The 22231-nt window shown below is 66.7% G+C and carries 19 protein-coding genes; 10 read left to right on the plus strand and 9 right to left on the minus strand.

Going from position 1 to position 22231, the window contains the following annotated elements:
* Window positions 1-25: 25 nt before the first annotated feature.
* Together AB1460_RS14705 and murI are read right to left on the minus strand one after the other, a co-directional pair.
* Entirely contained in the window at window positions 26-772 is a 747-nt protein-coding gene (locus AB1460_RS14705) for an MBL fold metallo-hydrolase (RefSeq protein ID WP_071086859.1), read from the minus strand.
* Window positions 769-1599 (minus strand): glutamate racemase, encoded by an 831-nt coding sequence (gene murI, locus AB1460_RS14710; RefSeq protein ID WP_368961795.1) that lies wholly within the window; start codon window positions 1597-1599, stop codon window positions 769-771. Before murI ends, AB1460_RS14705 begins: the two co-directional genes overlap by 4 nt.
* A 729-nt stretch (window positions 1600-2328) precedes the next feature.
* Here murI and AB1460_RS14715 point away from each other — a divergent pair.
* Window positions 2329-2862, plus strand: coding sequence for a hypothetical protein (locus AB1460_RS14715; RefSeq protein ID WP_368961796.1), 534 nt, complete (start codon window positions 2329-2331; stop codon window positions 2860-2862).
* A gap of 26 nt (window positions 2863-2888) precedes the next feature.
* On the opposite strand, the gene AB1460_RS14720 is transcribed toward AB1460_RS14715, so the two are convergent.
* Complete coding sequence (locus tag AB1460_RS14720; RefSeq protein ID WP_368961797.1) at window positions 2889-4103, minus strand: transcriptional regulator; 1215 nt, start codon at window positions 4101-4103, stop codon at window positions 2889-2891.
* Window positions 4104-4812: 709 nt separating this feature from the next.
* Here AB1460_RS14720 and AB1460_RS14725 point away from each other — a divergent pair.
* The 4 genes from AB1460_RS14725 (at window position 4813) to AB1460_RS14740 (ending at window position 10318) form a co-directional block, all read left to right on the plus strand.
* On the plus strand, window positions 4813-5031 hold the full coding sequence (locus tag AB1460_RS14725; RefSeq protein WP_368961798.1) for a hypothetical protein: 219 nt from the start codon (window positions 4813-4815) through the stop codon (window positions 5029-5031).
* A gap of 337 nt (window positions 5032-5368) precedes the next feature.
* Window positions 5369-6493, plus strand: a complete 1125-nt coding sequence (locus AB1460_RS14730; protein WP_368961800.1) for a DUF7507 domain-containing protein — start codon at window positions 5369-5371, stop codon at window positions 6491-6493.
* A 706-nt stretch (window positions 6494-7199) separates the two neighbouring features.
* Window positions 7200-9053, plus strand: a complete 1854-nt coding sequence (locus AB1460_RS14735; protein ID WP_368961802.1) for a DUF1800 domain-containing protein — start codon at window positions 7200-7202, stop codon at window positions 9051-9053.
* A gap of 11 nt (window positions 9054-9064) precedes the next feature.
* On the plus strand, window positions 9065-10318 hold the full coding sequence (locus AB1460_RS14740; RefSeq protein ID WP_368961803.1) for a DUF1501 domain-containing protein: 1254 nt from the start codon (window positions 9065-9067) through the stop codon (window positions 10316-10318).
* Between the two features lie 104 nt (window positions 10319-10422).
* Here the strand turns inward: AB1460_RS14740 and AB1460_RS14745 are convergent, their stop codons facing one another.
* Window positions 10423-12003 carry an NACHT domain-containing protein gene (locus AB1460_RS14745; protein WP_368961804.1) on the minus strand — a complete coding sequence of 527 codons (1581 nt, stop codon included), beginning with the start codon at window positions 12001-12003 and terminating at the stop codon, window positions 10423-10425.
* Between the two features lie 257 nt (window positions 12004-12260).
* Here AB1460_RS14745 and AB1460_RS14750 point away from each other — a divergent pair, with 257 nt between their 5' ends.
* Both AB1460_RS14750 and AB1460_RS14755 read left to right on the plus strand, forming a co-directional pair.
* Entirely contained in the window at window positions 12261-12584 is a 324-nt protein-coding gene (locus tag AB1460_RS14750) for a hypothetical protein (protein ID WP_368961805.1), read from the plus strand.
* A gap of 84 nt (window positions 12585-12668) precedes the next feature.
* Complete coding sequence (locus AB1460_RS14755) at window positions 12669-14150, plus strand: antirestriction protein ArdA (RefSeq protein ID WP_368961807.1); 1482 nt, start codon at window positions 12669-12671, stop codon at window positions 14148-14150.
* Window positions 14151-14160: 10 nt separating this feature from the next.
* Here AB1460_RS14755 and AB1460_RS14760 read toward each other — a convergent pair whose 3' ends face one another.
* Window positions 14161-14409 (minus strand): hypothetical protein, encoded by a 249-nt coding sequence (locus tag AB1460_RS14760; protein ID WP_368961809.1) that lies wholly within the window; start codon window positions 14407-14409, stop codon window positions 14161-14163.
* Window positions 14410-14514: 105 nt separating this feature from the next.
* Between AB1460_RS14760 and AB1460_RS14765 the strand changes: the two genes are divergently transcribed.
* Window positions 14515-15543, plus strand: a complete 1029-nt coding sequence (locus AB1460_RS14765) for a hypothetical protein (RefSeq protein WP_368961811.1) — start codon at window positions 14515-14517, stop codon at window positions 15541-15543.
* Between the two features lie 43 nt (window positions 15544-15586).
* On the opposite strand, the gene AB1460_RS14770 is transcribed toward AB1460_RS14765, so the two are convergent.
* Window positions 15587-16978 carry a hypothetical protein gene (locus AB1460_RS14770; RefSeq protein WP_368961812.1) on the minus strand — a complete coding sequence of 464 codons (1392 nt, stop codon included), beginning with the start codon at window positions 16976-16978 and terminating at the stop codon, window positions 15587-15589.
* Window positions 16979-17130: 152 nt separating this feature from the next.
* Here AB1460_RS14770 and AB1460_RS14775 point away from each other — a divergent pair, with 152 nt between their 5' ends.
* Entirely contained in the window at window positions 17131-18738 is a 1608-nt protein-coding gene (locus AB1460_RS14775) for a hypothetical protein (RefSeq protein ID WP_368961814.1), read from the plus strand.
* Window positions 18739-18790: 52 nt separating this feature from the next.
* Here the strand turns inward: AB1460_RS14775 and AB1460_RS14780 are convergent, their stop codons facing one another.
* Window positions 18791-19867, minus strand: coding sequence for a hypothetical protein (locus AB1460_RS14780; RefSeq protein ID WP_368961815.1), 1077 nt, complete (start codon window positions 19865-19867; stop codon window positions 18791-18793).
* A 412-nt stretch (window positions 19868-20279) separates the two neighbouring features.
* Between AB1460_RS14780 and AB1460_RS14785 the strand changes: the two genes are divergently transcribed.
* Window positions 20280-20522 carry a helix-turn-helix domain-containing protein gene (locus AB1460_RS14785; protein ID WP_368961817.1) on the plus strand — a complete coding sequence of 81 codons (243 nt, stop codon included), beginning with the start codon at window positions 20280-20282 and terminating at the stop codon, window positions 20520-20522.
* A 25-nt stretch (window positions 20523-20547) separates the two neighbouring features.
* Here AB1460_RS14785 and AB1460_RS14790 read toward each other — a convergent pair whose 3' ends face one another.
* Together AB1460_RS14790 and AB1460_RS14795 are read right to left on the minus strand one after the other, a co-directional pair.
* Window positions 20548-21141, minus strand: a complete 594-nt coding sequence (locus AB1460_RS14790; RefSeq protein WP_368961819.1) for a hypothetical protein — start codon at window positions 21139-21141, stop codon at window positions 20548-20550.
* 77 nt (window positions 21142-21218) lie between these two features.
* Window positions 21219-22166, minus strand: coding sequence for an amidase domain-containing protein (locus tag AB1460_RS14795; protein WP_368961820.1), 948 nt, complete (start codon window positions 22164-22166; stop codon window positions 21219-21221).
* Window positions 22167-22231 lie beyond the last annotated feature (65 nt).

Raw genomic sequence — 22231 nt, forward strand, 5'->3', positions numbered from 1 at the left:
TGCGGGCGACCGGCACCGCGCGGGTTCAGACCTCGTAGATCGCGCCGGTGCTCGCCAGGCTGAGATCACCGTCGAAGGCGTCCCGGGCCTCGCCGTGCGTGCGCTCCACGTTGCCCCACGGCACCAGGTGCGTGAGGACGAGGCGGCCGACGTCCGCGCGGGTCGCGTGCTCACCGGCGTCCTTGCCGGTCAGGTGCAGATCCGGCGGGTTGTCCTCACCGTCGAGGAAGGAGGCCTCGCACAGGAAGAGGTCGCTGCCCTGCGCCAGCCGGACGAGCCGGTCGCACACGCCCGTGTCGCCGGAGTAGGTCAGTGTGCGGCCGCCGGCGGTGACCCGCACCCCGTACGCCTCGATCGGATGGGCGACCCGCGCGAGGTCGATGCGGAACGGCCCGATGTGCAGGCGCCCCGGCCCGATCGTGCGGAAGTCGTAGATGTCGGCGAGGGAGTCCTCCGGCCAGCGCTCGAAGGCGCCGCACAGCCGTTCCTGGGTGTTGATCGGTCCGTAGACCGGCAGCTTCGGCGGCATCCCCTCGGGGTGGTAGCGCCGCGCGTAGGACGTCGCGACCAGGTCGAGGCAGTGGTCACCGTGCAGGTGGCTGAGCAGGACGGCGTCGACGTCGCGGATGTCGCAGTGGTGCTGCAGCTCGCCGACGGAGCCGTTGCCGGCGTCCAGCACGAGCCGGAAGCCCTCATCCTCGATCAGGTAGGACGAGCAGGCGGAGGTGGGCCCCGGGTAGGTGCCCGAACAGCCGAGGATCGTGAGCTTCATCGTGCTGCCACCTCCGCCTGGCGGGGCGTGGGCATGGCGGCGAGGCCGACCGCGGTGATCTCCGGGCCGAGGAACCGGCGGCCGACCCGGGCGAAGGCGCCCGGGTCGCCCGTTGTCAGGAACCGGTGGACCGGTGGTGGCAGGGCGGGGTCGCGGAACAGCCCGTCGCGGGCGAGGACCCGGTAGGTGTCCTTTGCCGTCTCCTCCGCGCTGCTCACGAGTGTGACCCCCTCGCCCATGACGAGACCAATCACACCGGTCAGCAGCGGATAGTGGGTGCATCCAAGAATCACTGTGTCCACATCGGCTTCCTGCAGCGGCGCGAGATACGCCTCGGTCAGTCCCAGCAACTGCCGCCCGGACGTGATGCCGCGCTCGACGAAGTCGACGAAAGCCGGGCATGCCACGCTTACCAGCTCGGTACCCGAGGCGGCGGCGAAGGCGTCCTCGTAGGCCCGGCTGGTGATGGTGGCGACGGTTCCGATAACTCCCACCCGGCCACTCCGTGTTGCGGCTACGGCACGGCGGGTCGCGGGCACAATGACCTCGACCACCGGTACGTCGTAGCGTTCCCGGGCGTCGCGCAGGCATGCCGCGCTCGCGGAGTTGCACGCGATGACCAGAAGTTTCACGCCCGCGGCGACGAGATGGTCCAGCGCGGCCAGGGCGTGCCGGCGGACCTCGGCGATCGGCCGCGGGCCGTACGGGGCGTTCGCGGTGTCGCCGATATAGAGCAGTGGCTCTCCTGGTAGCTGGTCCAGGATCGCGCGCGCAACGGTGAGACCACCGACTCCACTGTCGAACACCCCGATGGGCGCGCCACTCATGAGCGATGAGACTAAGCCGGAAACCCGGCGCTCACCCTGTGGCTGTCATCACTGGACCGCTGTCCGATCCCGGACAGTGCACGCGTCACGGACATGCTGGGCGTCACCGACAGTCCCACCCATTCCAACCCGGGACGTTTCAGCCCGCGTCGCGCGATGTCTGGACGATACGGCAGTGGTCACCCGCGGGCCGGCAGCCACCCCTGCCGTGGGCTCGCCGAGAATACCGCCGCCCGCCGTGACAGATCTCTCGCTTGTGGTGCTCGCTTGTCCCCGACCGGCCAGCGAGTGTCGCCACCTGCGTTCGGACGGGTACGCCATACGGGGACAGGGGCAGCAAAGGGGGTGTACGCTAGAACTGCCTGTAGTCGATCAGTGACTAAAAGCTATCGGCCAGGTAGGTTGAGGACGCGACTGAGGTGTCCGGGTCGTTCCCATCATCCGTCCCCGGCCCGTGACACCCCAGTCGCATCCTCGATCTTGCTCTTCGGCCTCCCCGCGGGCCGCCGCAGATGCCCGGACGTCGTCGCGGATCCCGCCATCTGTCGAGGTGGCGTGGCCCGCCCGGACCTGGCACAACCGCCGCCACCGCGGGCCCGCAGGCGGGCCGTTCGCCGACCGTGCGTGGTGATCCGTGTTGCCGCTGACCTGCGGCGCTGTGGCCTGACGTCACTGTCGGGTTGGCGTCGATCGCCCCTCGCGGGCCGGTCTGAGGCGTAGGAAAGCACCGTGGCTCGGTTCAACACTGCGACGGTCGGCGCGCTGGCCGTCATGGCCGGGATGGCTGCCGGCTCCGCCGACCCACCGCAGCCAGCATGGGTGCTTCTGGTCGGAATGATCACTTTCGTCGTCCTGGGGGTCAACATCACTGCCTGGCTTGTGGTCCCAAGGGTCATCGGATCCGCCTTCGCCGCCACGCCGCCGCTGCCCGCCGAGCCGGGCTCCTACGGCCGCGACCGTGACACGGACTGGTCCTCCTCCTCGGAGTGGCAGCCCGAGGCGTGGTCGTCGAGCTGGGACTACGCGGGCAGTGACAGTGCGGACGGCTCCGAAGGCGCCGACGACGACTGGCCAGCCCACCGGGGCAGTCGGTACCGCCGCGACCGTGACACCGGTCCCGGCCCGGCCACCGGGCCGACCACCGGGCCGTTCGGCTTCTCGTGGAACTCCGGCCACGGCCCGACGGCCGGCGACCACCGCGCCGCGGGCGACAACTGGTCCGCCACCCCCGGCTCCGCGCCCGGCGCCGCCGACAGCGTGTAGCCGTCGGCCCGGGACCCGGCGCAGGCTCAGGAAAGCAGGACGTCCCGATGCCTCCAGGCGAGCGCGACCAGCGCGGCACCGGCTGCCTGCACCGGCTCGTCCCGGAGCAGCCGCTCCACGGTCCGTTCGGTGAACGGGATGCCGGCGAAGACGGATCCCTCCGCGTTCGTGGCCACCAGGCCGGCGAACAGGGAGTCGAACACCGGCGCCTCGAAGACCGCAACCGTGAGCAGATCGGTGGCGAAGGTCAGCGGATCGACGCCGAGACCGAGAACCGAGACCCGCACCCCGCCGTCGCGGCGGGCCTGCGCAAGGCTCGCGGCGAACGGCCAGGCGCCGTAGTCGATGGGCTGGCGGTCGCTGCCGTACTCCTCCGCCGTGCCGAGCAGCTCCTCGGAGTACTCCCGCGTGATCGACCGCCACAGGTCGAAGTCGTTGCGGAGGTTCCACTCCGCCGGGCCGGACGGCTGGAAGATGCCTGCCGGCACCACCTGCAGCAGCCCCCCGGCATGACCGACCTTCGTCGGGTCCCGGCGGTGGAGAAGCATCGTCGCGCTCCCGGCGGCGCCCGCCGTGCCGCCCAGGCGGCCTGGACCGGCCGTGCGGTCGAGGCGGATCGTCAGGGTACTGATGGCAAGGTTGACCGGCCGGCGCTGCAGGTCCCATGGCTCGCCCACGGCCTGTCGCAGCGGCCGCTCCGGGCCGGCGACGAACTCGTGGGCACATGCCTCCCCGACATCGACGCCGTCGAAGTAGCTGCCGAGCCCGAGGGTCAGCGCCCCCCGCCCGCCCGGCAGCGACAGATCCGCGTCATGCAGCCGGTAGGTCGGCAGATCCGCGAACACCGCGGGCCGGTCGAGCACGGCCATCGCAGCCGTATAGCCCGGGTACCGGCGTCCCGCCGCATCCACCGGCCGGACGCCCTCGCCGCCCGGTCCACGGCCAGTGACCGCTGCCTGGCCCACTCCGTCCGGGACGCCCGCGACCGGATCGATCGCGACCAGATCGATCGCGACCGCCTCGAGCGGCAGCGGCGCGGCCGGGATCCACCGCGGCGCGGCCGTCAGCGGGGTACCCGCCACCCGCGCGGCCGGCGGATAGTCGTGAGCCGCCTGCAGCGCCAGCTCGAACCGCCGGCGCTTCAGCTCCCCGCGCACACGGAGCCAGGCCTGCTCGCTCGGCGTCCGGGTGATACGGGCGTCCGCGCCTGTGGTGCCGCTGCCCGGTGACACCGTCGTCATTCCGCCTGCTCCCTCTCCCTGCGGCTCGGATGGATTCCGGCTCCGCTGTCAAACCTGCTCACCTGCCGTACCCGTACAGCCGCGTCGCCGGCGGCGGGTACGTCCGCGGGCGCCTCGCGGTGCTAATTGCCGGTAAATTTCCGCACCTCGGCGGGTTAACGTGGCGATTGAGTGGGCACGATTGGTGAGCAAGGTGGGTGTCGTGCTCCAGGGCCCCTGCCTGCCCAGGTAGCCGATCCAACGAGCCGATCACAGCACACGAGCAGGGGCGCCGGCGACGCCGCCGGTCGAGGTGACGTCGTTCCCAGCGAGATCCGGTCGGGCGGGCACCTCCCGGCCCTTCGTTGCTCGTCGTGCGTGCAGTGCCCGGTTCGGCGCTCTCGTCCGCCCGCTCTATACCATCTGCCCGACTTTTCCTGGAGTCCCGGCCTTGATGAACTTCGGCACGATCGCACCCATCGCGTGGACGACGGTGCCGTCGACCGCTCCCGTGAGCCGTTGGCGAGGCCGATGGGGAGGCCGATGGTGAGAAATCAGACGCCAGGGTGTGCTCCCGTCGCGCCGCCACCGAATCGGCGCCAACCGATGAGTCAATATCCGATCAACGTGTTTCCGACCAGCCAATGCTCGACCGGTCAGCGTCACAACGAGGGTGCGAGACCGAGACAGTGCCGGTGCCGCGAGGCACCGGAACGGAGGTGACGCTGTGATGTTCCTGCCGCTCCTGCTCGGACGGGTCGGATCCCGGTTCCGCGGCTACCAGGCCCGAACCGGCCCGACCGCGGCCACCGCGACACCGACCCCGGCAACAAGCCCGGAGGTCTGCACCCACCCGGCCGCCGCACTCACCAGCCGCCCGGCCGGCCGCCTGAGTCGCACCTGGATCCAGACCTGCCAGTGCGGCAAGCAGTGGACCCTTCAGCCCTGACGCTCTGAGAGGGACGAGCTGCCAGGGCTTGTCTGCGTGTGCGGAGGTCCTCCCCGTCCGCCCCCGGGCCGGTGAGGGCCTCCGCGGCACGCCTCGTCCGCCGTGCCGTACCGGCATCGCGTGCCGTGGTCCGGGAGGCGGAGCACCAGGCCCGCGTCCCCGACGCCGTCCACGACCAGACCGCGTACCTGCTGGCGCGGGCCGCGAAGGCGGGGGGATAACCCGTCGCGGGCGCTGAAATGGTCGTGCGAGGTGCGTGACGCTGTACCGTCAACCCGCTAATCTCGCCGTCTGATCTTCGTATCGGTGAATGCGTCGGCGAGCGCGGAGTATGTGCATGTCCTGTGAACAGATCCCCCGATTCTTCTCGCGAGATCCGGCAAAAATGGTGGCCTCTGTCGCGAAGCGGATGACTGTCAGAGGTCTGACGGTCGTCATGGTCTTCGGGGCGGTTTTCTCGGCTGCCTCGGCTGCCTTCGCGCAGGCCGAACCGATCTTCTTCTTCAAGACGCCCAGCCAACTGGAGTTCAACGGCGCAGGGGAGGTGATCACCTACACCTACCGGTTTTTCAACGGTCCGTCCTGGGTGGTGGGTGTCTCGGTGACCGACGATCATCTCGGGCCGGTTTCCTGTCCGTCCACCAGTATGCCGCCCGGTGGGTCGATGGACTGCGTGGGCCAGTACACGACGACCGAGGCCGATGTGGCCGCGGGGCGCATCGTGAACATCGCGCTAGCGATTATGAAAGACACCTCGGGGGAGCGGTATATCAAGATCGCTACTGCGGCTGTCGTCCACAGGGCCGCCATTCCCACGCTTACTCTCGCCACGATTCAGAGCCCGTTCACCTTTTCCACCCCCGGTCAGACGATCAGCTACACCTACCGGCTGATAAACGGCCCGGTGGGGCTGAAGAACGTGTCGGTGGTCGATGACCGGATCGGAATGGTCCACTGCCCGCTCAGAAGTCTGCCGCCCGGCAGTGTCCTGGACTGTGCGGCGCAGTACACGACGACCGTGGCGGATGCCCTCGCCGGATCCACGACGAGCAGCGCGACCGTGACCGCGACCACGCTGACGGGAGTGCCCGTCAGCAGGACCGGGAGCGCCACCGTCGCATACAGGAGTCCTCTCGGCCTCGGTAGGACCGCGAGCCCGCGACAGTTCACCGGCCCAGGTCAGGTGATCACCTACCGTTACGCCGTGAGTAACAACTCGATACCCAGCCCGGGGCTGGTGAACATCCTGGTGATCGACAACCGGCTCGGTCCCATCTTCTGCCCGGGGAGCAGTCTCGGCCCTCAAGGTTTCATGGAATGTACGGCGCAGTACACCACGACTGCGGCGGATGTTCTTGCCGGGAGTGTTGTGAGCACCGCGATCGCGACTGCCAATGCTCCCGGCGGGGAGATTGTCGGCGCGCAGGGAAACGCGGTCACCTACTACGCCGAACCCGCCTGACCAGTAAGGCCGGATGGGGGCGGCGCCGCGGCGAGGCCCCGCCGCTGCTCCTCGCCCCGGACCTGCCGCTCGGCGACCCGCACCACAGCCCGCTGAACCTCGGCTCGTGCCACACCCGCCCGGGACGAGAACCCCGCCCACGCGATCAAGGAAGCGCTGGGAGATACGACGATGCACATCGCCATCGCGGCCTGAGGCCGTCCCCGGAACATGAGGAGATCCGCCACTGCTGACGCGGCCGGCCACCACGGACGTCATGGGGAGAACTACGAACCATCCACGGACGCCGTCCGCGGTGGCACGTCGTGATCACAGAACAATCCGATAAGCCTTCGCTCGGACACGGAGGGCGAGAATCCGTGATGTGGTCGGGGTGTCCGTGGGTCGACCGTAGGTCATCGCGTGTCGCCGCAGGGCTTCCCACCGGGCCGGAGTTCCGCCCCGGTGGGGGCGCCGCGTGCCGGAACTGGGCTGGCTCTCCCTGCCGCGCAGGGTAAATGCGCACGTCCGGGCGGCTGACGGAACGGACCACGGCGAGCCTGCGCGCACCGCACCACGGATCGTTGCGCTACGAATGGTCAAACCCTGAAAAACCCGGCAGACCTGTCTGGAGGGCGACACAGTCCCGCACTACTGTGGCGCCGTCGAGTAACCGAACGGGCCCTTGGGGGGGTCTTGGGGCTCGACTCCTACAGGGATGGTCTGCATGGCAGACAGGCACGAGGGCGGTCAGACGCTGGTCGACCCGCCCCCGCGGCGCGGCAGCAGCGCATTACCCACGGATGATCCGCGGACCACGCGAGACGGCACACAGCCGGGAAACACCGACCACACGACCGACCACACGCGGACCGCCCGACCACCGACGAGCACCGCGAGTCGCCGCGGGCTGTTCGCGTCGCTCGCGGCCTTCGGCGCGACCGCGGCGGGCTGTTCGTTCGGCGCTGGCGGCGGCGGGAGTGGCGGGGCGGCCCCGACGGCAACGGCCACGGCCACCATGGGCCCGGTGACGCCCACGGGCGTTCCGACGCCCGGCGGGCCGACGGGCACGCCGGTAACGGGCATGCCGACCTCGGCACCCACCTCGGCAGCACCCACGACGGGCCCCACGACGCCGCCGGCCGGCGGCGGGGCCGGGGCGGCGACGCCAGCCTTCCTGCGCGGCCGCGACCCGGTGGTGCACCTGCTGAACAGGGCGACCTTCGGGCCGACACCGGAGCTGGTCGCCGAGGTGCGCGCGAGCGGGGCCGGGGCCTGGCTGGACCGCCAGCTCGACCCGGGCTCGATCGGCGACGGGACGGTCGACGGCGTCCTCGGCCGTTTCCGGTTTCTGAAGGACAGCAGCCAGACGCTGCACGCCCTCGAGGGCGACGTCGACTACAAGGACGTGATCGGCCTCGCGGTGGCGTCGATCGCGCGGATGACCTGGTCGAACCGCCAGCTCCTGGAGCGGATGGTCGACTTCTGGCAGTCGCACGTGTTCAACAAGGGCTATCCCAACGACGGCCTGTGGCGGGACTCGTTCCCGGACGACCGTGAGGTCATCCGGCCGAACGCGCTCGGGCGGTACGCCGACCTGCTGCTGGCGGAGACGACCAGCCCGGCGATGATCCGCAGGCTGAACGCCGACCGGTCGACGGCGCGGGCAATCAACGAGAACCTCGGGCGGGAGCTGCTCGAACTGCACACGGTGGGTGTCGGCGGCGGGTACGACCAGGACGGGGTCGTGAACAGCGCCCGCATCCTGACGGGCATCTCCATCGACTCCACGTCGAAGAAGTACGTCTTCAAGCCGAAGGACCACTACGTCGGGCCGGTCCAGGTCCTGGGCTTCTCCGCGCCGAACGGCACCGCGGAGGGCGGGGAGGCGGTGATGCGGGCCTACCTGAACCACCTGGCGCATCATCCGGCGACGGCGGCGTACCTCACCCGGAAACTGGCGACCTACTTCGTCGCGGACGACCCGCCGCCCTCGCTCGTCGAGAAGCTGACGCGGACCTACCTGGACAACGACACCGCGATCGCGCCCGTCCTGAAGGCGCTGTTCACCTCCACCGAGTTCGCCCAGGCGGTCGGGCTGCGCACCCGCCGCCCGCTGGAGGACCTGGTGGCCACCCTGCGCGTGCTCGGGATCCGCCCGCCCGCCACCGGCACCGAGCCGATCACCCAGCTCTACTGGATGGCGAACGACATGGGCATGGCACCACTGGCGTGGCCGGCGCCGGACGGCTACCCGCTGCGGGCGGAGCGCTGGGTGTCGGCGTCCGCCACGATCGGCCGCTGGAACATGCACCGCAACCTTCTCAACGGATGGTGGCCGAAGAACCTCGGCACCCCGAAGGTCAACACGCTGCTCGGCGACGCTCCGCCGGCGACGATGACCGCGGCGGTGGACGTGCTGGCCCGCCGGCTCCTGTTCCAGGACCTGGCCCCCGAGCACCGGGCCGCGATCACGACGTTCCTCGGCGACCGCGCGTCCCGCCGGCCGGCCGACAACGAGTGGCTCGTCGGGCAGGCCGGCGCGCTCCTGCTCGACTCCCCGTACCACGTCTACGGTTAGGAGGCCGTCCGATGGACCAGAACCTGCTCCCTCCCCCCGGCGGCCGGTACGCGCCCAGCCGGCGCGGCGTGCTCGCGGCAGCCGGCGCGGTGGGCATCACCGCGAGCCTCGCGTCGGTGCTCCCCGTCCGTGTCGCCTTCGCCGACACCCCCGGCCGGACGCTGGTCATCCTCTCCCTGCGCGGCGGCATGGACGGGCTGAACGCCCTGGTGCCGGGCGCCGACCCGAACTACGCGGGGCTGCGCGCCGACATCGCCATCCCCACCGGGCAGCTCATCTCGATGGACCGGACGTTCGGCCTGCACCCGGCCTACGCGTCCCTGCGGCCCCTGCTGGACGCGGGGAAGGTCGCGGCGGTCCCGGCCGCGGGGCTGCTCGACAACTCACGCAGCCACTTCCAGGACACCTTCGAGCTGGAGATCGGCGGCGACGGACAGGGCAGTGGCTACCTCACCCGGCTGCTGAGCGTCCTGAGCCCCGGGTCGGCGTTCCGCGCCGTCCAGGAGGGCGGGTCGTTGCCCACCGCGTATCTCGGAGCCACCGAGGCGCTCACCCTCAACGGCATCGAGAACTTCGAGGCGAGCGGCTGGGGCGAGTCGGCCGCCGAGCAGGCCGCCACCTCCACGGCGCTCGGCGCACTGTTCGCCGGCACCGACGCAGCCCGCCCCTATGCACGCGGTGTCGCGACGACCCTGGCGGCGCTCGCCGAGGGCCGCGAGATCGCGGCGAAGCCCTACACCCCGGCCGACGGCGTCACGTACCCGGACGAGGGGCTGGGCCGTGCGCTGCAGGACATCGCCCGGCTGATCAAGGTCGGGTCGGGGGTCAGGGTCGCGACGCTGGAGACCGGCGGGTACGACACCCATGTCGGCCAGGGCGGCGTCACCGGCACGCTGGCGACGCTGCAGAAGCGGCAGGCCGACTCGATCGCGGCGTTCTTCGCCGACCTGGGGACGAAGGCCGCGGACGTCACCCTGGTCACGATCCAGGAGTTCGGCCGGCGCGCCGACACGAACGGCAACGGCGGCACCGACCATGGCGGCGGTGGGGTCATGTTCGTGATCGGCGGCGGGGCGGTCGGCGGGGTGCACGGCCAGTGGCGGGGGCTCGCGCCCGACCAGCTCGACGACCACGCCGTTCCGGTGCTCAACGACTACCGCAACGTCCTGGGCGACGCGATCCGCTGGCTCGGAATGTCCCAGGCTCAGCTCGGGACGGTGTTCCCCGGCCTTACCTACACCCCCGTCGGCGTCACAGCGGCCTGACGAACCGGGCTGTCCACGCGGGCCCGGCGTGGACAGCCCGGACACGGCACTCCCCGCACCAGGCGAACCCCACGCCCTAGCGGCAGCGGCGGCGGCGACCCAGCTCAGGGCGGCCCGGCGAAATAGCGCTGCAGGCTGGCGTGGCGGAACTCCCATACGGCGCCGGCCTGTCGCAGGACGCCGCGCTCGCGGGCGTCTTCGAGGAAGGCGATGAGGTGGAGGGGTTGCTGGCTGCGTGCGGCCAGCCATAGTCGGGCTAGCCCCAGTCGTCCCCATGCTGAAGCCAACGCGATCGCGCGTCCGCCCGCGAGCCCGGTCGCGAGTCCGCCCGTGAGTCCGACCGTCAGGATCCGGTAGGTGCTGGGGGTCGCGTGGGGAATTTCCCACCAGGCGAGGCTGGTGGTGTACATGCGATGTTCGAGGTGATGACCGAGAAAGGCCAGGTAGCGGCTGGCCTGCTTGATGGTCCAGCGGGTCGGCTGGTCGGGGTGCGGCCGATAGGCGGCGGGGATGAACCCGGCGAGCAGGTGCTGTTCGACGCCGGCCGCGGTGGGCAGGGCGCACAGGTCGGTGGGATTGGGTAGGACCAGGCTGGATTCGCGGGGTCGTGGGTTGTAGATGGTGCTGGCGAGGAAGGCGGTCAGTGGGGTGGTGAGTGCCTGGGCGACGGACGACGTCGGATCCGCCAGAGCGGTCAGGGCCTGTGCCCATCGGGTTGGGCCGTCGTTGCCGGCGCCGGCTAGCAGATAGCCCCTGACCGCCGTCGAGGTGAGGGGGGTGAGGTGGATGCCGGCGGCGCCGTCGAGGTGGATCGGCCGCTGGTTGGGATGGGGGTGTACCGCTGCGCGGAACTCGTCGGTGCGGCAGCTCAGGACGAGGCCGCTGTCGCTGCGGAGTTCGTCGTTGATCGAGGCGAGGGCCTGGTCCATGTCGCCGGCGAGGATCTCGTCCAGGCCGTCGAGGACCGGCAGGATCAGTCCGGCGCGCAGCAGCGCTCCAGCTCGGGTGTCACCGGTAGCTGCATCGATGGCGGACAGGTGGGGGTACTCGCGCAGGACCTGGGCTTCCAGCCAGTCGTACAGGCTTTGCCAGTCGGGGTTCCAGGAGGCCAACGGGACCAGCAGCGGCACCGGCTCGCTGGCCTGGCGGCGGCCGATCAGATCCAGGACGAACTGCACCAGCAGGACTGTCTTGCCGGCCCCGGGTTCCCCGAGCACGACGAGGCGCCCGCAGGGGCTGCGGTCGTAGGCCGCGAGTAACGCGCCACTACCGGCGAGGCCGCCCGGTCCGCTGCCCGGAGTGCCGGACACCGGTCCGCTTCGCCCACCGGCAGGCTCCTGTTGCAGTTCGGCCCAGCTCTGGACCAGGTCTGCGTCGGCCGCCCGCCAGAACACCTCCAGCGGCGGGCGGCCTACCCCGCGACGGGTTGCTTCGATGCCCCACTGGTCACGGACCAGGCCGGCGAGCTGGTCGGCGACCTTCTCGATGCCCCGATCTCCGGAGCGGGCCGCAACCGTGTCGACCAGGAGGGCCGCGACCGGCAGTAGTACTCCGACCGCGACCAGCACGGCGGCCCAGCCATCCTGCCCGGCCAGCCACGCCGCCCACCCGGCGGCCACGGCGGCGCCGCCGGCTGTCAGCCAGATCGAGCGTTGTGTCTGGCTACGTCCTCCGTTGCCGCTCATAGCGAGCAATCATCCACACAGCGCGAGTATCTGCATGGCGGGGTGGCCAGGGACCGAGCTGTGAGCCCCGCGTTGGCTGTGGTGCGACCAGGAGTGCAACGACTGGGGCTGGTTCGTCCTCAACGGGGCGAATCCCGAGACGGGCGCGCGGTGGACTGGCTCCGGCAGGCGGGCGGCCCGGGAGCCCAGGCGCCGGCCCCAAGCGGACAGACGGGCTGAGACTCTGCAAACAAAAGGAAACCGCTGGCCGGCCTCAGGTGGTGCACCTCCTCGCCCGCTACTCGAACCTCCCGTCACTCCTTACAGATCTTCGAACCACCTGCGCAGTAGTAACCGACAAGGACGACCAGGAGGATGAACCGGGCCTGGCGGGCCTCACGGGCTCCGGCCAGGTTCCGCGGCGGCATGCGATCACCGACCGGCTGCCAGCATCCGACATCGAATCCCTGATCAACTCCTACCTGGCGGGTGCGACAGCCCGCAGCCTGGCTGAGAAGTTCTCGATCAGCGTGACCGCCGTCAAGGTGCTGCTGCGGGCGCGCGGCGTCCGGCGCAACAGCCAACCCCCGGACCACATCTGACCGGCCTCCCAGAGCCCGGCCGCCTTCACGGTGGCCGGGCTCTGCCGCGTCGGGACCAACATCACCTAAACAGGAAACCCATCCATGGAACACGCACCAGCGAACGAAAGGATCATCAACCAGGCAGGCGCCCTACCCGCCGAGCCATCGCACGACGAGCGCCTGATCGCCCAGGGCATCGAGGCCGCCGGGCGCGACGAGCGCCCCATCGACGACCGCACCGCCCGCTACATCGCCGGTCAGCTCCACGGCGGCCAGTCCAGCGCCCTCTACAGCCTGGCCAGCACCGGCAACATCATCGAAGACACCGTCTACCACGAGCTGTACGAAGATCTCGAAGCCCAGACACCGGAGGTCGCCTCGTGGGTCGACGCACTGCGGATCTACTGCCTGACCCGGGAGGACAAGGGGTCAGTCAAGGGTTGGGCAGAGCAGGCAGCCATCCTCGACCGCATCGACGCCGCCCGCAAACGGGCGCGGATGCTCGGCGGGATCGCCGTAGCGCCAGAGCTGGCGGCAGATGCATCTCCGGCCGCGGGTCACACCGACCACCTGGACGAGCTGTTCGGCGAACCACCGGACGAAGAGATCGGCCGGGTGGATGAGCTGGGCTGGTTCGGCCTGATCATCGACCACAGCACCGGTGGCGGCACGATCGTGAGCCAGGATGAACAGGGCTTCCGCTACATCTGGGAGACGAGCGACGGCGAAGCCCTCGACCAGCGCTGGCAATCCGTTCTCCGGGAGTACCGCACCTACGAAGATTCACTTGTCGAGTTGGGGCGTCGTGATCAGGCCGAGCGCCTCGAACGGGTCGGCTACGCCTGCCCGGAGTGCGAAGAGCCGATCATCGAGGAGGTTCAGGGCCTCGACCGGGCCACCTGGGCGCACGAGGACGGCGAGCCGCTCTGCCCCGTCGTCGGGCCCGGCGGATACCAGCCGGCACAGCCGGGTGTCTGGCGGGACGGGGAGGTCGTGCCTTTGGCCGGGGAAGCTGACGGCGACGACGCCCACGGTGATGGACCGCGGGTGTACGTGACCAGCCTGGCCGATTACGTCAACGGCGACCTGCACGGCCGCTGGATTGCCGCCGATCGGGACGAGGAAGATCTGGAAGGCGCTATCGCCCGGCTGCTGGCGACGTCACCGGCCCGGCGGAACGGCGAGGAAGCTGAGGAGTGGGCCGTCCACGACTACGAAGGCTTCGAGGATGAGGTCACCTCCACACTGGGCGAGTGGCCGTCGCTTCAAGATCTGAGCAAGGTGGCCAAGGGCATCACCGAACATGGTCCGGCCTTCGGAGCATGGGTGGCCTACCTGGGCCGGGCGGACGATGAGCTGGTGGACCGCTTCGAGGAGTTCTACCGGGGCGAGTGGGGCTCGATCACGGACTACGCCGAGGACTACCTCCAGGAGACGGAGATCTACCGGGCGCTCGAAGAACTGCCGGAATATATCCGCCACTACGTCAGCGTGGATATTGAGCAGTACGCCGAAGACCTGACGAGCACGATGCACGTGGCAGATACGCCGGAGGGTGGGGTATGGGTGTTCACCGTCTCGTAGGGCGGGGCTACTATTCGGCCGCCTTGGTACGGGGATCGGCAGATAGCTTCTCGATGAGCATCCGTTCATACCAGCCAAGCTCGCGGCCGTTGGCGAGGCGCTCATGCTCCTCGACCTCGTGGCCATCGGCCAGTGCATCCAGGGCATTGAGTACGCTATCCACTTGAGCGGCATCCGCCTTACGGCTCAATTCCGCCTCGATGGCGTCGAACCGCTTTTCCATGTACTTGAATAACTTCGTGAATTGATCGTCAGACATAACGATCTTTGGTATGCGCCTGGCTGGCTAAAATACGCAAGGCCGGATGTGGCTGTCGATGAGCCACCCCGAGAATTAAGCAAACGTAAGCAAGGAACCAACCATATGACAGGAGAATCCACACACCGCCAAGGAGGTGAATATTATAGCGAGGCACTCGGCGAGGCAGCCGACACGGCCGGCGTACTACCACTGGAGCTGAACGGGAGTCCGCCTTACGCCCCGCCGCATCTCTTCAGCCGCCTGATCCCGGGGACGACACCGGGCGCGAAGCTGACCCCGGAGGACATGGCCCGGGTGACCGGGCATGACTGGAATGAACTGCATAGTCTTGCCAAGCGGTACGGATGGGCTATCGACCGCTCTCACTCACGAAAGCGGATGGACGGCAGCGCCACCATACGGCGGGGCGGCTACGCCCCCTACGGCACCGATGACGTCACCGACGACATTACGCAGGACGCGATGCTGCTGTACGCCCAGCGGCTGAAGTCAATCGAAACGGGCTGCCCGGTTGCCGAGACCGACGAAGAGACCGGCCAGCCGGTGGCCTGGCACTACACCCGCAAGGACGGGAAACGCTCCGTCGCCACGCGGGAGACGCTGTACCACTGGGCGGTACACGACGCGGCTCAGCGGAATGGCTACCGGCGGCGCGACCATGAGAACGGGAATGGTGGAAACGAAGCCGGCGGCACCTTGGCTCCCGCGCCTGGCGGCCCGGAGCCGGGAGAGAGCGGAAATGATCGGCGAGCCGCCGCCCCTGGCGATGCGCCTGACCCTGACGGCACACTGGAGATCCGCGGGCAGGTTGCCGCACGCTCACGCGAGCTTGGGACAGTGGCGCTGGCTCTGGTCCGGAACACCGCATTGGCCAGCCAGAGCGAAGTGATCTGGCGGCTGGCCTTCGGCGACGGCCGCGACTTTCCGGTACTGCGCCGACTGCTCCCGAAGGCCGAGCAAGCGGTCGACTTGGGGCGGACGCCGGTGCTGACCGAGACGGCAGCGGAGCTGCACGGCAGCCGCTCTCGCCGGATGATTATCCGCACGAGGGAGGCAGCCCGGAGAGAGTGGGAAGAGGTGTCCCGCCGGGCAGACGAAGCCCGTAGCGAACTGGCCAGGACAGAGGCCTGAAGGCTCACCTATAACCTAGGGGGTGGCGCCAGGGTCGTCGATCCTATGGCGCAGGAGACTTCGGCCAGGGCACTGGCCAGATAGTTTGTGCATCGTTAAGTAGCATCACGGGATCCTTTACCCTACCCGAGTAGTCGACCCAGTGGAGAATTAGAAGCGGAATGTAGATTTCCAGGAGCTGCCAAGCTTCAGTTACCAGACCTTTACGTCCATACAGGATTTGTGGATCTTTTGGATGCATCAACTTATGCCGAACCAGTGTAATAGCGCGTGGCCCATCCTTGGGGTCATCTGCCTTATCTTCCTGGCTCGCTATAAAGTCCTGCAAGACCGGCAGGCTCGCCGGGACATCAAGGGGGATCGAGGCGGCATCCAGAGCCATTCGCAGCCGCTTGCTCGCACTCAGTCCCCGGTCGTACTGTTTCTCATCTGCGCCACCCTCGATGACATTTCTCTGCCAGCCGAGTTGTTCGAGTGCTGCAAAACCGACCGTGATCCGCTCCTCGACGAACCCGCCGTGCGCCGAGGCCAGGTAGCCCTGGATTATCAGCCTGGCCGCCATTCCCCATTGTGGATGTAGGGCTCGGCGACCCACCCGATCAACAATATCTTCGATCGGTTCAAGGTTTTTACCCCACCAGCGAAGTACACCTTCAAGCCTATCTGTGCGCCGCACACCCCATTCGCGCCATACAACCGCACCGGAGGCGTCCACTCCAGCGGAGAGGCTTGGCGATGCCCAGCGACTGAGCGCAAAAGAAGCTGCGAGCTGGTACGCGAAGAGCGCCGGCTCCAGCTCTTCAGGAATAAAGGGTGCACGGTCAATTCGGCGAAGCGTAGCGAGGTGCGTAACCGCGAACCCGCGGCTTTCCTGGATTTCTTCGAGGGTCTCATCAAGATCGGGTCGGGCGTCTATGGCCATCTCCCAATCACCGATAATCCACCGCTTCCGTCCGAGCCAACGGTGTCCAGCAACACCTTCAGCTGGATCTAGCGGTAGTCCTTCACCCATGTCCGCGAGGTTCACCCAGCGGAGCTTTGTGTAGCTGGCCGCTTGGTCAGAGCGCCCGGCAACAAAGCTGCGACCCATCCAACCTCGGAGTCGCCGACTATCGACAGGAGAACCGTTTATCTTGTCGAGGAGCGTATCGACATAGGCATCAGCGGACTTCAAGATAAAGCCGTAGTCACCACTGCTGTAAATCAAATTCGGCGGCAGATCCTCATTGAATTCGGCCTGCCATCGAAGACGATGATCCGGAGCCCAGCACGCGGTCATTACGAGACGGCACTCCAGGCCCGTTTCTTGCTCGATCGCAGGGCCATCGTAAAGTACCTCGTTGGCGCTTGTTCGACTCAGCGTAAAGATTTCCGGATCGATCGGACCGAACTCGTCGACAGCATCCACTGCTTCGCCCCCGTTCATGCGGATCACGCTGGTTAAGCGGATCATACCCCAGGGGTGCGAGGTACAATATTTCATCCCAACCCCACCGGCTCTCGCTTCAGCACTAAGAACAACGGATGCCGCTGCCCGTGCATGGGCCGGGTAATCCTCCATCGCCGCGGTAGAGTAAGATCGCGCACGTGGAAGAGCTGCGCAAGGTATACGGGGATGCGTTCCTGAAGTATGTGTTAGATCTAGAGGACCTCAGTGTCGCCAAAGATGCGCTGAACGATGGCCAGCGGCACGCTGTTGGGCGGCTAGCGCAGGCAGCGCAGCACCGCACGGCCGATGATGAGCATACGTTTCGCTTGAACCTCCAGTTTTTCTTTGGGAACTACGATGGCACAATCGGTACGACTTGGTGTTCGGCGCTACGCCAAATTAGTGGTGGCGATAGACCTCAAGTCGACACCGCCGATACTCTGCTTGGCCAGTTGCTGGAACTGGGTATTGAGATCTGGCCGGTATTCCTTCTTCCAGAACCAGAAGATTGGCCGCTTACTATCGGCGGCATAACTCCAAATACATTTTCACACCCTCTCTCGGCAGTGCTAAGACAGGCGATACTTGACGATCCGGCACTTCGGAAACTTTTTCCCGAAGTCCCAGAACGGATCAGCGATGATCGGGACACTCTGGGTATACACAGCGCTATAACCGTTTCGAACGGACACGGCGGAAGCCGCCAACTGACGACATTGCTGGATACCCTGCTCACTGGAGCCAGGTACCGTCAGATCCTGCATGGCAGCGAAGACATTGGTAGCTACCTGATCGAGATCGAGCAGGTATTGGACGAAGCCCGCCGCCTGGCCCGCGGTGAAGAAGTCCAAGTTCCGCGTCTAATAGCTCTGAATGGCCTACGACTCTCCTCCGGAGATGAGCTAGTTACACCATTCGGCACTATACGGCAGGCGCGCGATTCCGACCGCGTCCTCCTCACCGCTCCAGGCATCGGAGGGTTTCACCCCCAAAGCATGCTTGAGACAACTCACCCGCTCAAGATTCTCGACATTCGCAAGTTTGAAGACGAGGCTCCTGCGACTGCGGTGCGCCGCCTGGAACGCTTCCAATCGGTGTTCGACGGCTACCAGAAGCGCACCGAAGTCAACCTCATGATGACTCGCCTTGCATTGTTGCTGGCTTCAGACGGTCCTACGTTTATCGCCCCAGCCCCGGCAGCTTGGGCAACCTTAGACCCGCTTAGCTCCTCTCCACTACAACACTGGATGCTGCAGCAGGCGGAACCCTCAGGAACGAGCACTCTTGATCCGGAGGCGATCCAACGCGCAACAACCTGGGCGAGCCGTATCCGTCCGGAAGAAGTGGAACGGATCGAGATCGGCGTTAAGCGTCTACTCTCGGCGGCGAGCATTCGAGGTGATCTCGTTGACGGATTCATCGACGCGGTGGTCTGCTGGGAGAACATGCTCGGAAGTTCTAGCGAAAGTACCTTCCGGACATGCGGCGCGATGGCCTGTCTGCTGGAGCCAAATGATTACAAGGCCAGAATCGACCTAACGAAGAAGTTGGAAAGTCTATACAATCTCCGAAGCAAGGTAATTCATGGCGCTCGGGATCTGAATTTCCGAGAAGCGAAGAAGCACCGAGACGACGCTATCCGTTACGGCCTGGAAGCGATGCGGCGACTGCTTGAGCTGCCGAGAATCCTGAAAGAGAAAGAGTCTTCTGTCCGCGGAAAGATGATACTCCTCTCTTCCGGGTTCGTGAGCCTCGAACCGTCCTGAGAACCGGGCGAACCCCAGGAACGCTTGTCAAGGAGGTCTCTCCAACCCGCCCTCATGTGCGGGTTCGCGCTACACCGCGGTCCGGTTCGTGCGCAGGCAGCAGCTCCCGTTCCAGCACCCACGCGAAGGCCACCCCGCTCTTCGGGAACACCCACCCGTCGTACCGCACGCTGACGGTGGGTGGGTCAGTGTCCTTCGGGCTCCGGGAGATACGTGTCGGCTGCGAGCCTGCGATGAAGTCCAGGACGTTGACGTGCCGGATGCCGCAGCCGCCGTAGGCGAAGTCCACGTCGACGCCCTTGCAGGGTGCGCCGAAGTCAAGGTAGAGCAAGTGCCCATGCTGCTGAACCAGCACCCGGTAGGTGTAGGAGATCTCGACCTCGTGCTGGGCGTCCGTCCGGCCGCCCACGGTAACGGCGAAAGACTGTCCGCCGGAGCGCTTGCTCCGGCGGGTCGGCCATGGCCGACCGTCAACGGTGAACTGGAGTAGCTCGAAGGCTTCGGGTGAGGTGGCGTCGATCCCGGCGACGGGCTCGAAGTAGTGAACCTCGATGACCGTTGGATCGAGCAGCAGCTCTCGGTACTCATCAAGATCGGAAGTGCAGGCGAACCGACGGGTGGACTCGGCCAGCTCCACGCGGTACTCCCGGCGGATGGTCGCCACGAACATGCTGCCCTCGCCCGCGGACGGACCCTTGGTCCACGGGGTGAGGCTGAGTGAGACGCGCATGTCCTGGCGGCGTTCGGTGGAGGCCGTCACCTGGTGGCGAAGATCGGCATAGAGATCGTTAGCCAGGGCCTGGTCGCCCAGCTGGATGGCCAAGGTGTTGCGGACCACCCGGTCGAGAGTCTCTGGCGATGCCACGTTCACCAGGGCGTCCGGCGCGAAGGCGAAGCCGTCGATCACAGCGTCACGGATGGCCGGTGCTTCTTCCTTCAGGATGCGCCGGAGACGTTCGTTGGCTCGTTCGTCGGCGTCGCGCTCGTTGATGTACTCGAAGGCCACGACGATCAGGCCGCTGCCGAAGAGGGTCGAACCAAGCTCGGAGAGTGGCAGCCAGGCCAGCCACCGCACGGCGGCTGGAAGATCCACCTGCTGCCCCAGCGCCAGCAACGCCACGCCGAGCACCGTGAGGATCACGGCCAGCAGGGTGAGCTTGGTGCGGTAGAGGCGTTGCAGGGGTGTCATATGTACAAGATCAGTTTACCACGTTTGCGATCTTGCTTGGAACCCACGGGAGGCGCGACGCTCCGCGTGTAGCCGTCGGAGCGCCGCGCCGGGGTGTCGCAGGTGTGGGCTGGCTCAGCCGCCCGTACCCCCGCCGCCCGATCCGTCGCCGCCGTGGGCGTAGGTCTGCATCGTCATGCCATCACCTCCGAGAGAGTTGTCTCGCTGACGGCTGGACAGCCACGCTGCTGGCTCGGCCGATCCCCACGTCGCAGGGACAAGCTCAGACTAGGCGCAGAGTCATGGGACGTATATGCATGGGATGTATGTTCTCTGGGCGTAGAGGCGCTAGACGTATGGGGTTGGGGTCGTCATGGCGACCCCTCCACTGTCCGCAGCCACCCAAGCATTCGGGGAACGGGTGCGCGCCCGGCGGCATGAGCTGGGCAAGAGCCAGGAGCAGCTGGCGGATGACTGTGGGCTGCATTGGACGTTCGTCGGCCAAGTGGAGCGGGGCAAGCGGAACATCTCGCTGCACAACATCCTGAAGCTGGCTGGGGCACTGGAGATCGATCCGGGGGAGCTGGTGCGAGGGTTGCGGGCGCCGATCACCTGACCAATGCTGCTCAGCCCAAGTACCACTACACCCGTTGGGCTTTATTTCCGCTACCCGAATGCCGCTTCGGAGCTACGAGCCGGGCGATGCCGATAATCATACCTGTCGAGATCAGCGCCAGCACCAGAAAAGCCAGAGTAACGGCGACCTCCTGGATTAAGGAGTGGGGCGATGCAGCGACGAACATAAACCAGCGCAGATGCTCCAGGAGATTCCAGGAGATGAGTATTGTCATCAGTAAAGTTCGGACAGAAGAGCCGACCCGCGAACGCCACGCTACTACTGCGGCCACACTTACCAGCAGTGCCAGAAATATGAAGTAATTCGGAATCCAGGCCAGTCGGCCTATTGTCCGCCCGCCAGTGAACTCGCTACGGGCAAATCCACCGTTCACACCATCGGCGGCAGTGGCGAGCGGATTGACGCACGCCGGATCAACAAGGCAGTAGGGGTTGGAATAGAAGTAGTCGAGAAATACTTCCGCCCCAGGCTTCGCCGTCACCGCATCGTTCGAGCTGGACGACCACGAAACAAACCCACACCAGCCGACCGCCGTAAACAGCACTGTACCCAGTATTACTAGGCTGCGCAACCAGCCGGCAGTTAATCGATCTTTCATTCCGGTCAATTATAGCGAACGGGGCGCGCTGTCGTAAAGTAGAACAGACTGCCCCGGCCGCCATGCAGAGCTTCCGCCTAGTTGCGAATTTGCAGCAGGTAGACACGCATATTTGGGTGCTCGGCCTGGAGCCAATTTTGACCCTTTTCGGACCAGGTCCAGCCTCGCTTGAGGTAGAAGTTTACCGGATGCGTTCCGGGGATACTGGCATTCACCGTTCCCCATTCCGCAACCTCAGGATACTGGCCAGGCTTGATCCCTACGACGAACGCGAGATGGTCAAGACCATTGACGCCCTGCCCATCCCAGTCGCCTTCCCAGTCGTAAGCGAGGACATCCCCGGGTTGAGCCTGGGGAACGCTGTTCGAAGTCAAATTCGCCGTAATGTCAGTCCAGGAAGTATTGTAGGTCTTCCTCAGATATGAAACCAACTCGACTGATGTCGCAGCGGCTGTTCCTGGCCGATGGCTCCACAGGAACCCGTGCCCGCCTTCATCGGTCCACTCATCTGTCTTGGATAGACCTCCGGCCCAAAGAGCGCCGCTAACAAAGAATGAACACGCCGCATCGAAGGGTTGCGGATCATACGCATGCAGCAGCGCCCACTGGACAGCGGCCCCGGAGTCGTAACAGGTGGGTTCACCCGGCGTCTTATCCCCCGCCGCGTTAGGCGTATTGAGGTTGTGGTCACTCACCCAGCCATCGCCGATATCCGGCCGGCTGAGATTACGGACGTAGTGCCACCACGTGTTGTTGTACGGCCCGGCCGGGCCGCCCCACTGCCCGCAGATAAGCTCGATGTTGTCACCCGTGTAAATACCGACGCCAGGCTGACCGTTGGGCTTATCCCAGCTAGGTTCGGTGCGGTAGTAGACGCCACCATCTGCGTCTACGGCTGTGTATACCTGGCTCGTAGAAGCAGCCGATGCCAACGGAGGGCTTGCTTCCTCGCCAGTCACGAGGAGGGCCGCAAGTGCCAGGGACGCAGTTACTGCCGACACGAACGAAGCACGCCATCTGGCCACCCGGCGCTCCTGATCTTCGAGTTCGAGGCCGGCCTTGAGGCCGGGTTTGTAATACTAACAGCTGC

Source organism: Parafrankia sp. FMc2, assembly GCF_041008525.1.
Lineage (GTDB): Bacteria > Actinomycetota > Actinomycetes > Frankiales > Frankiaceae > Parafrankia.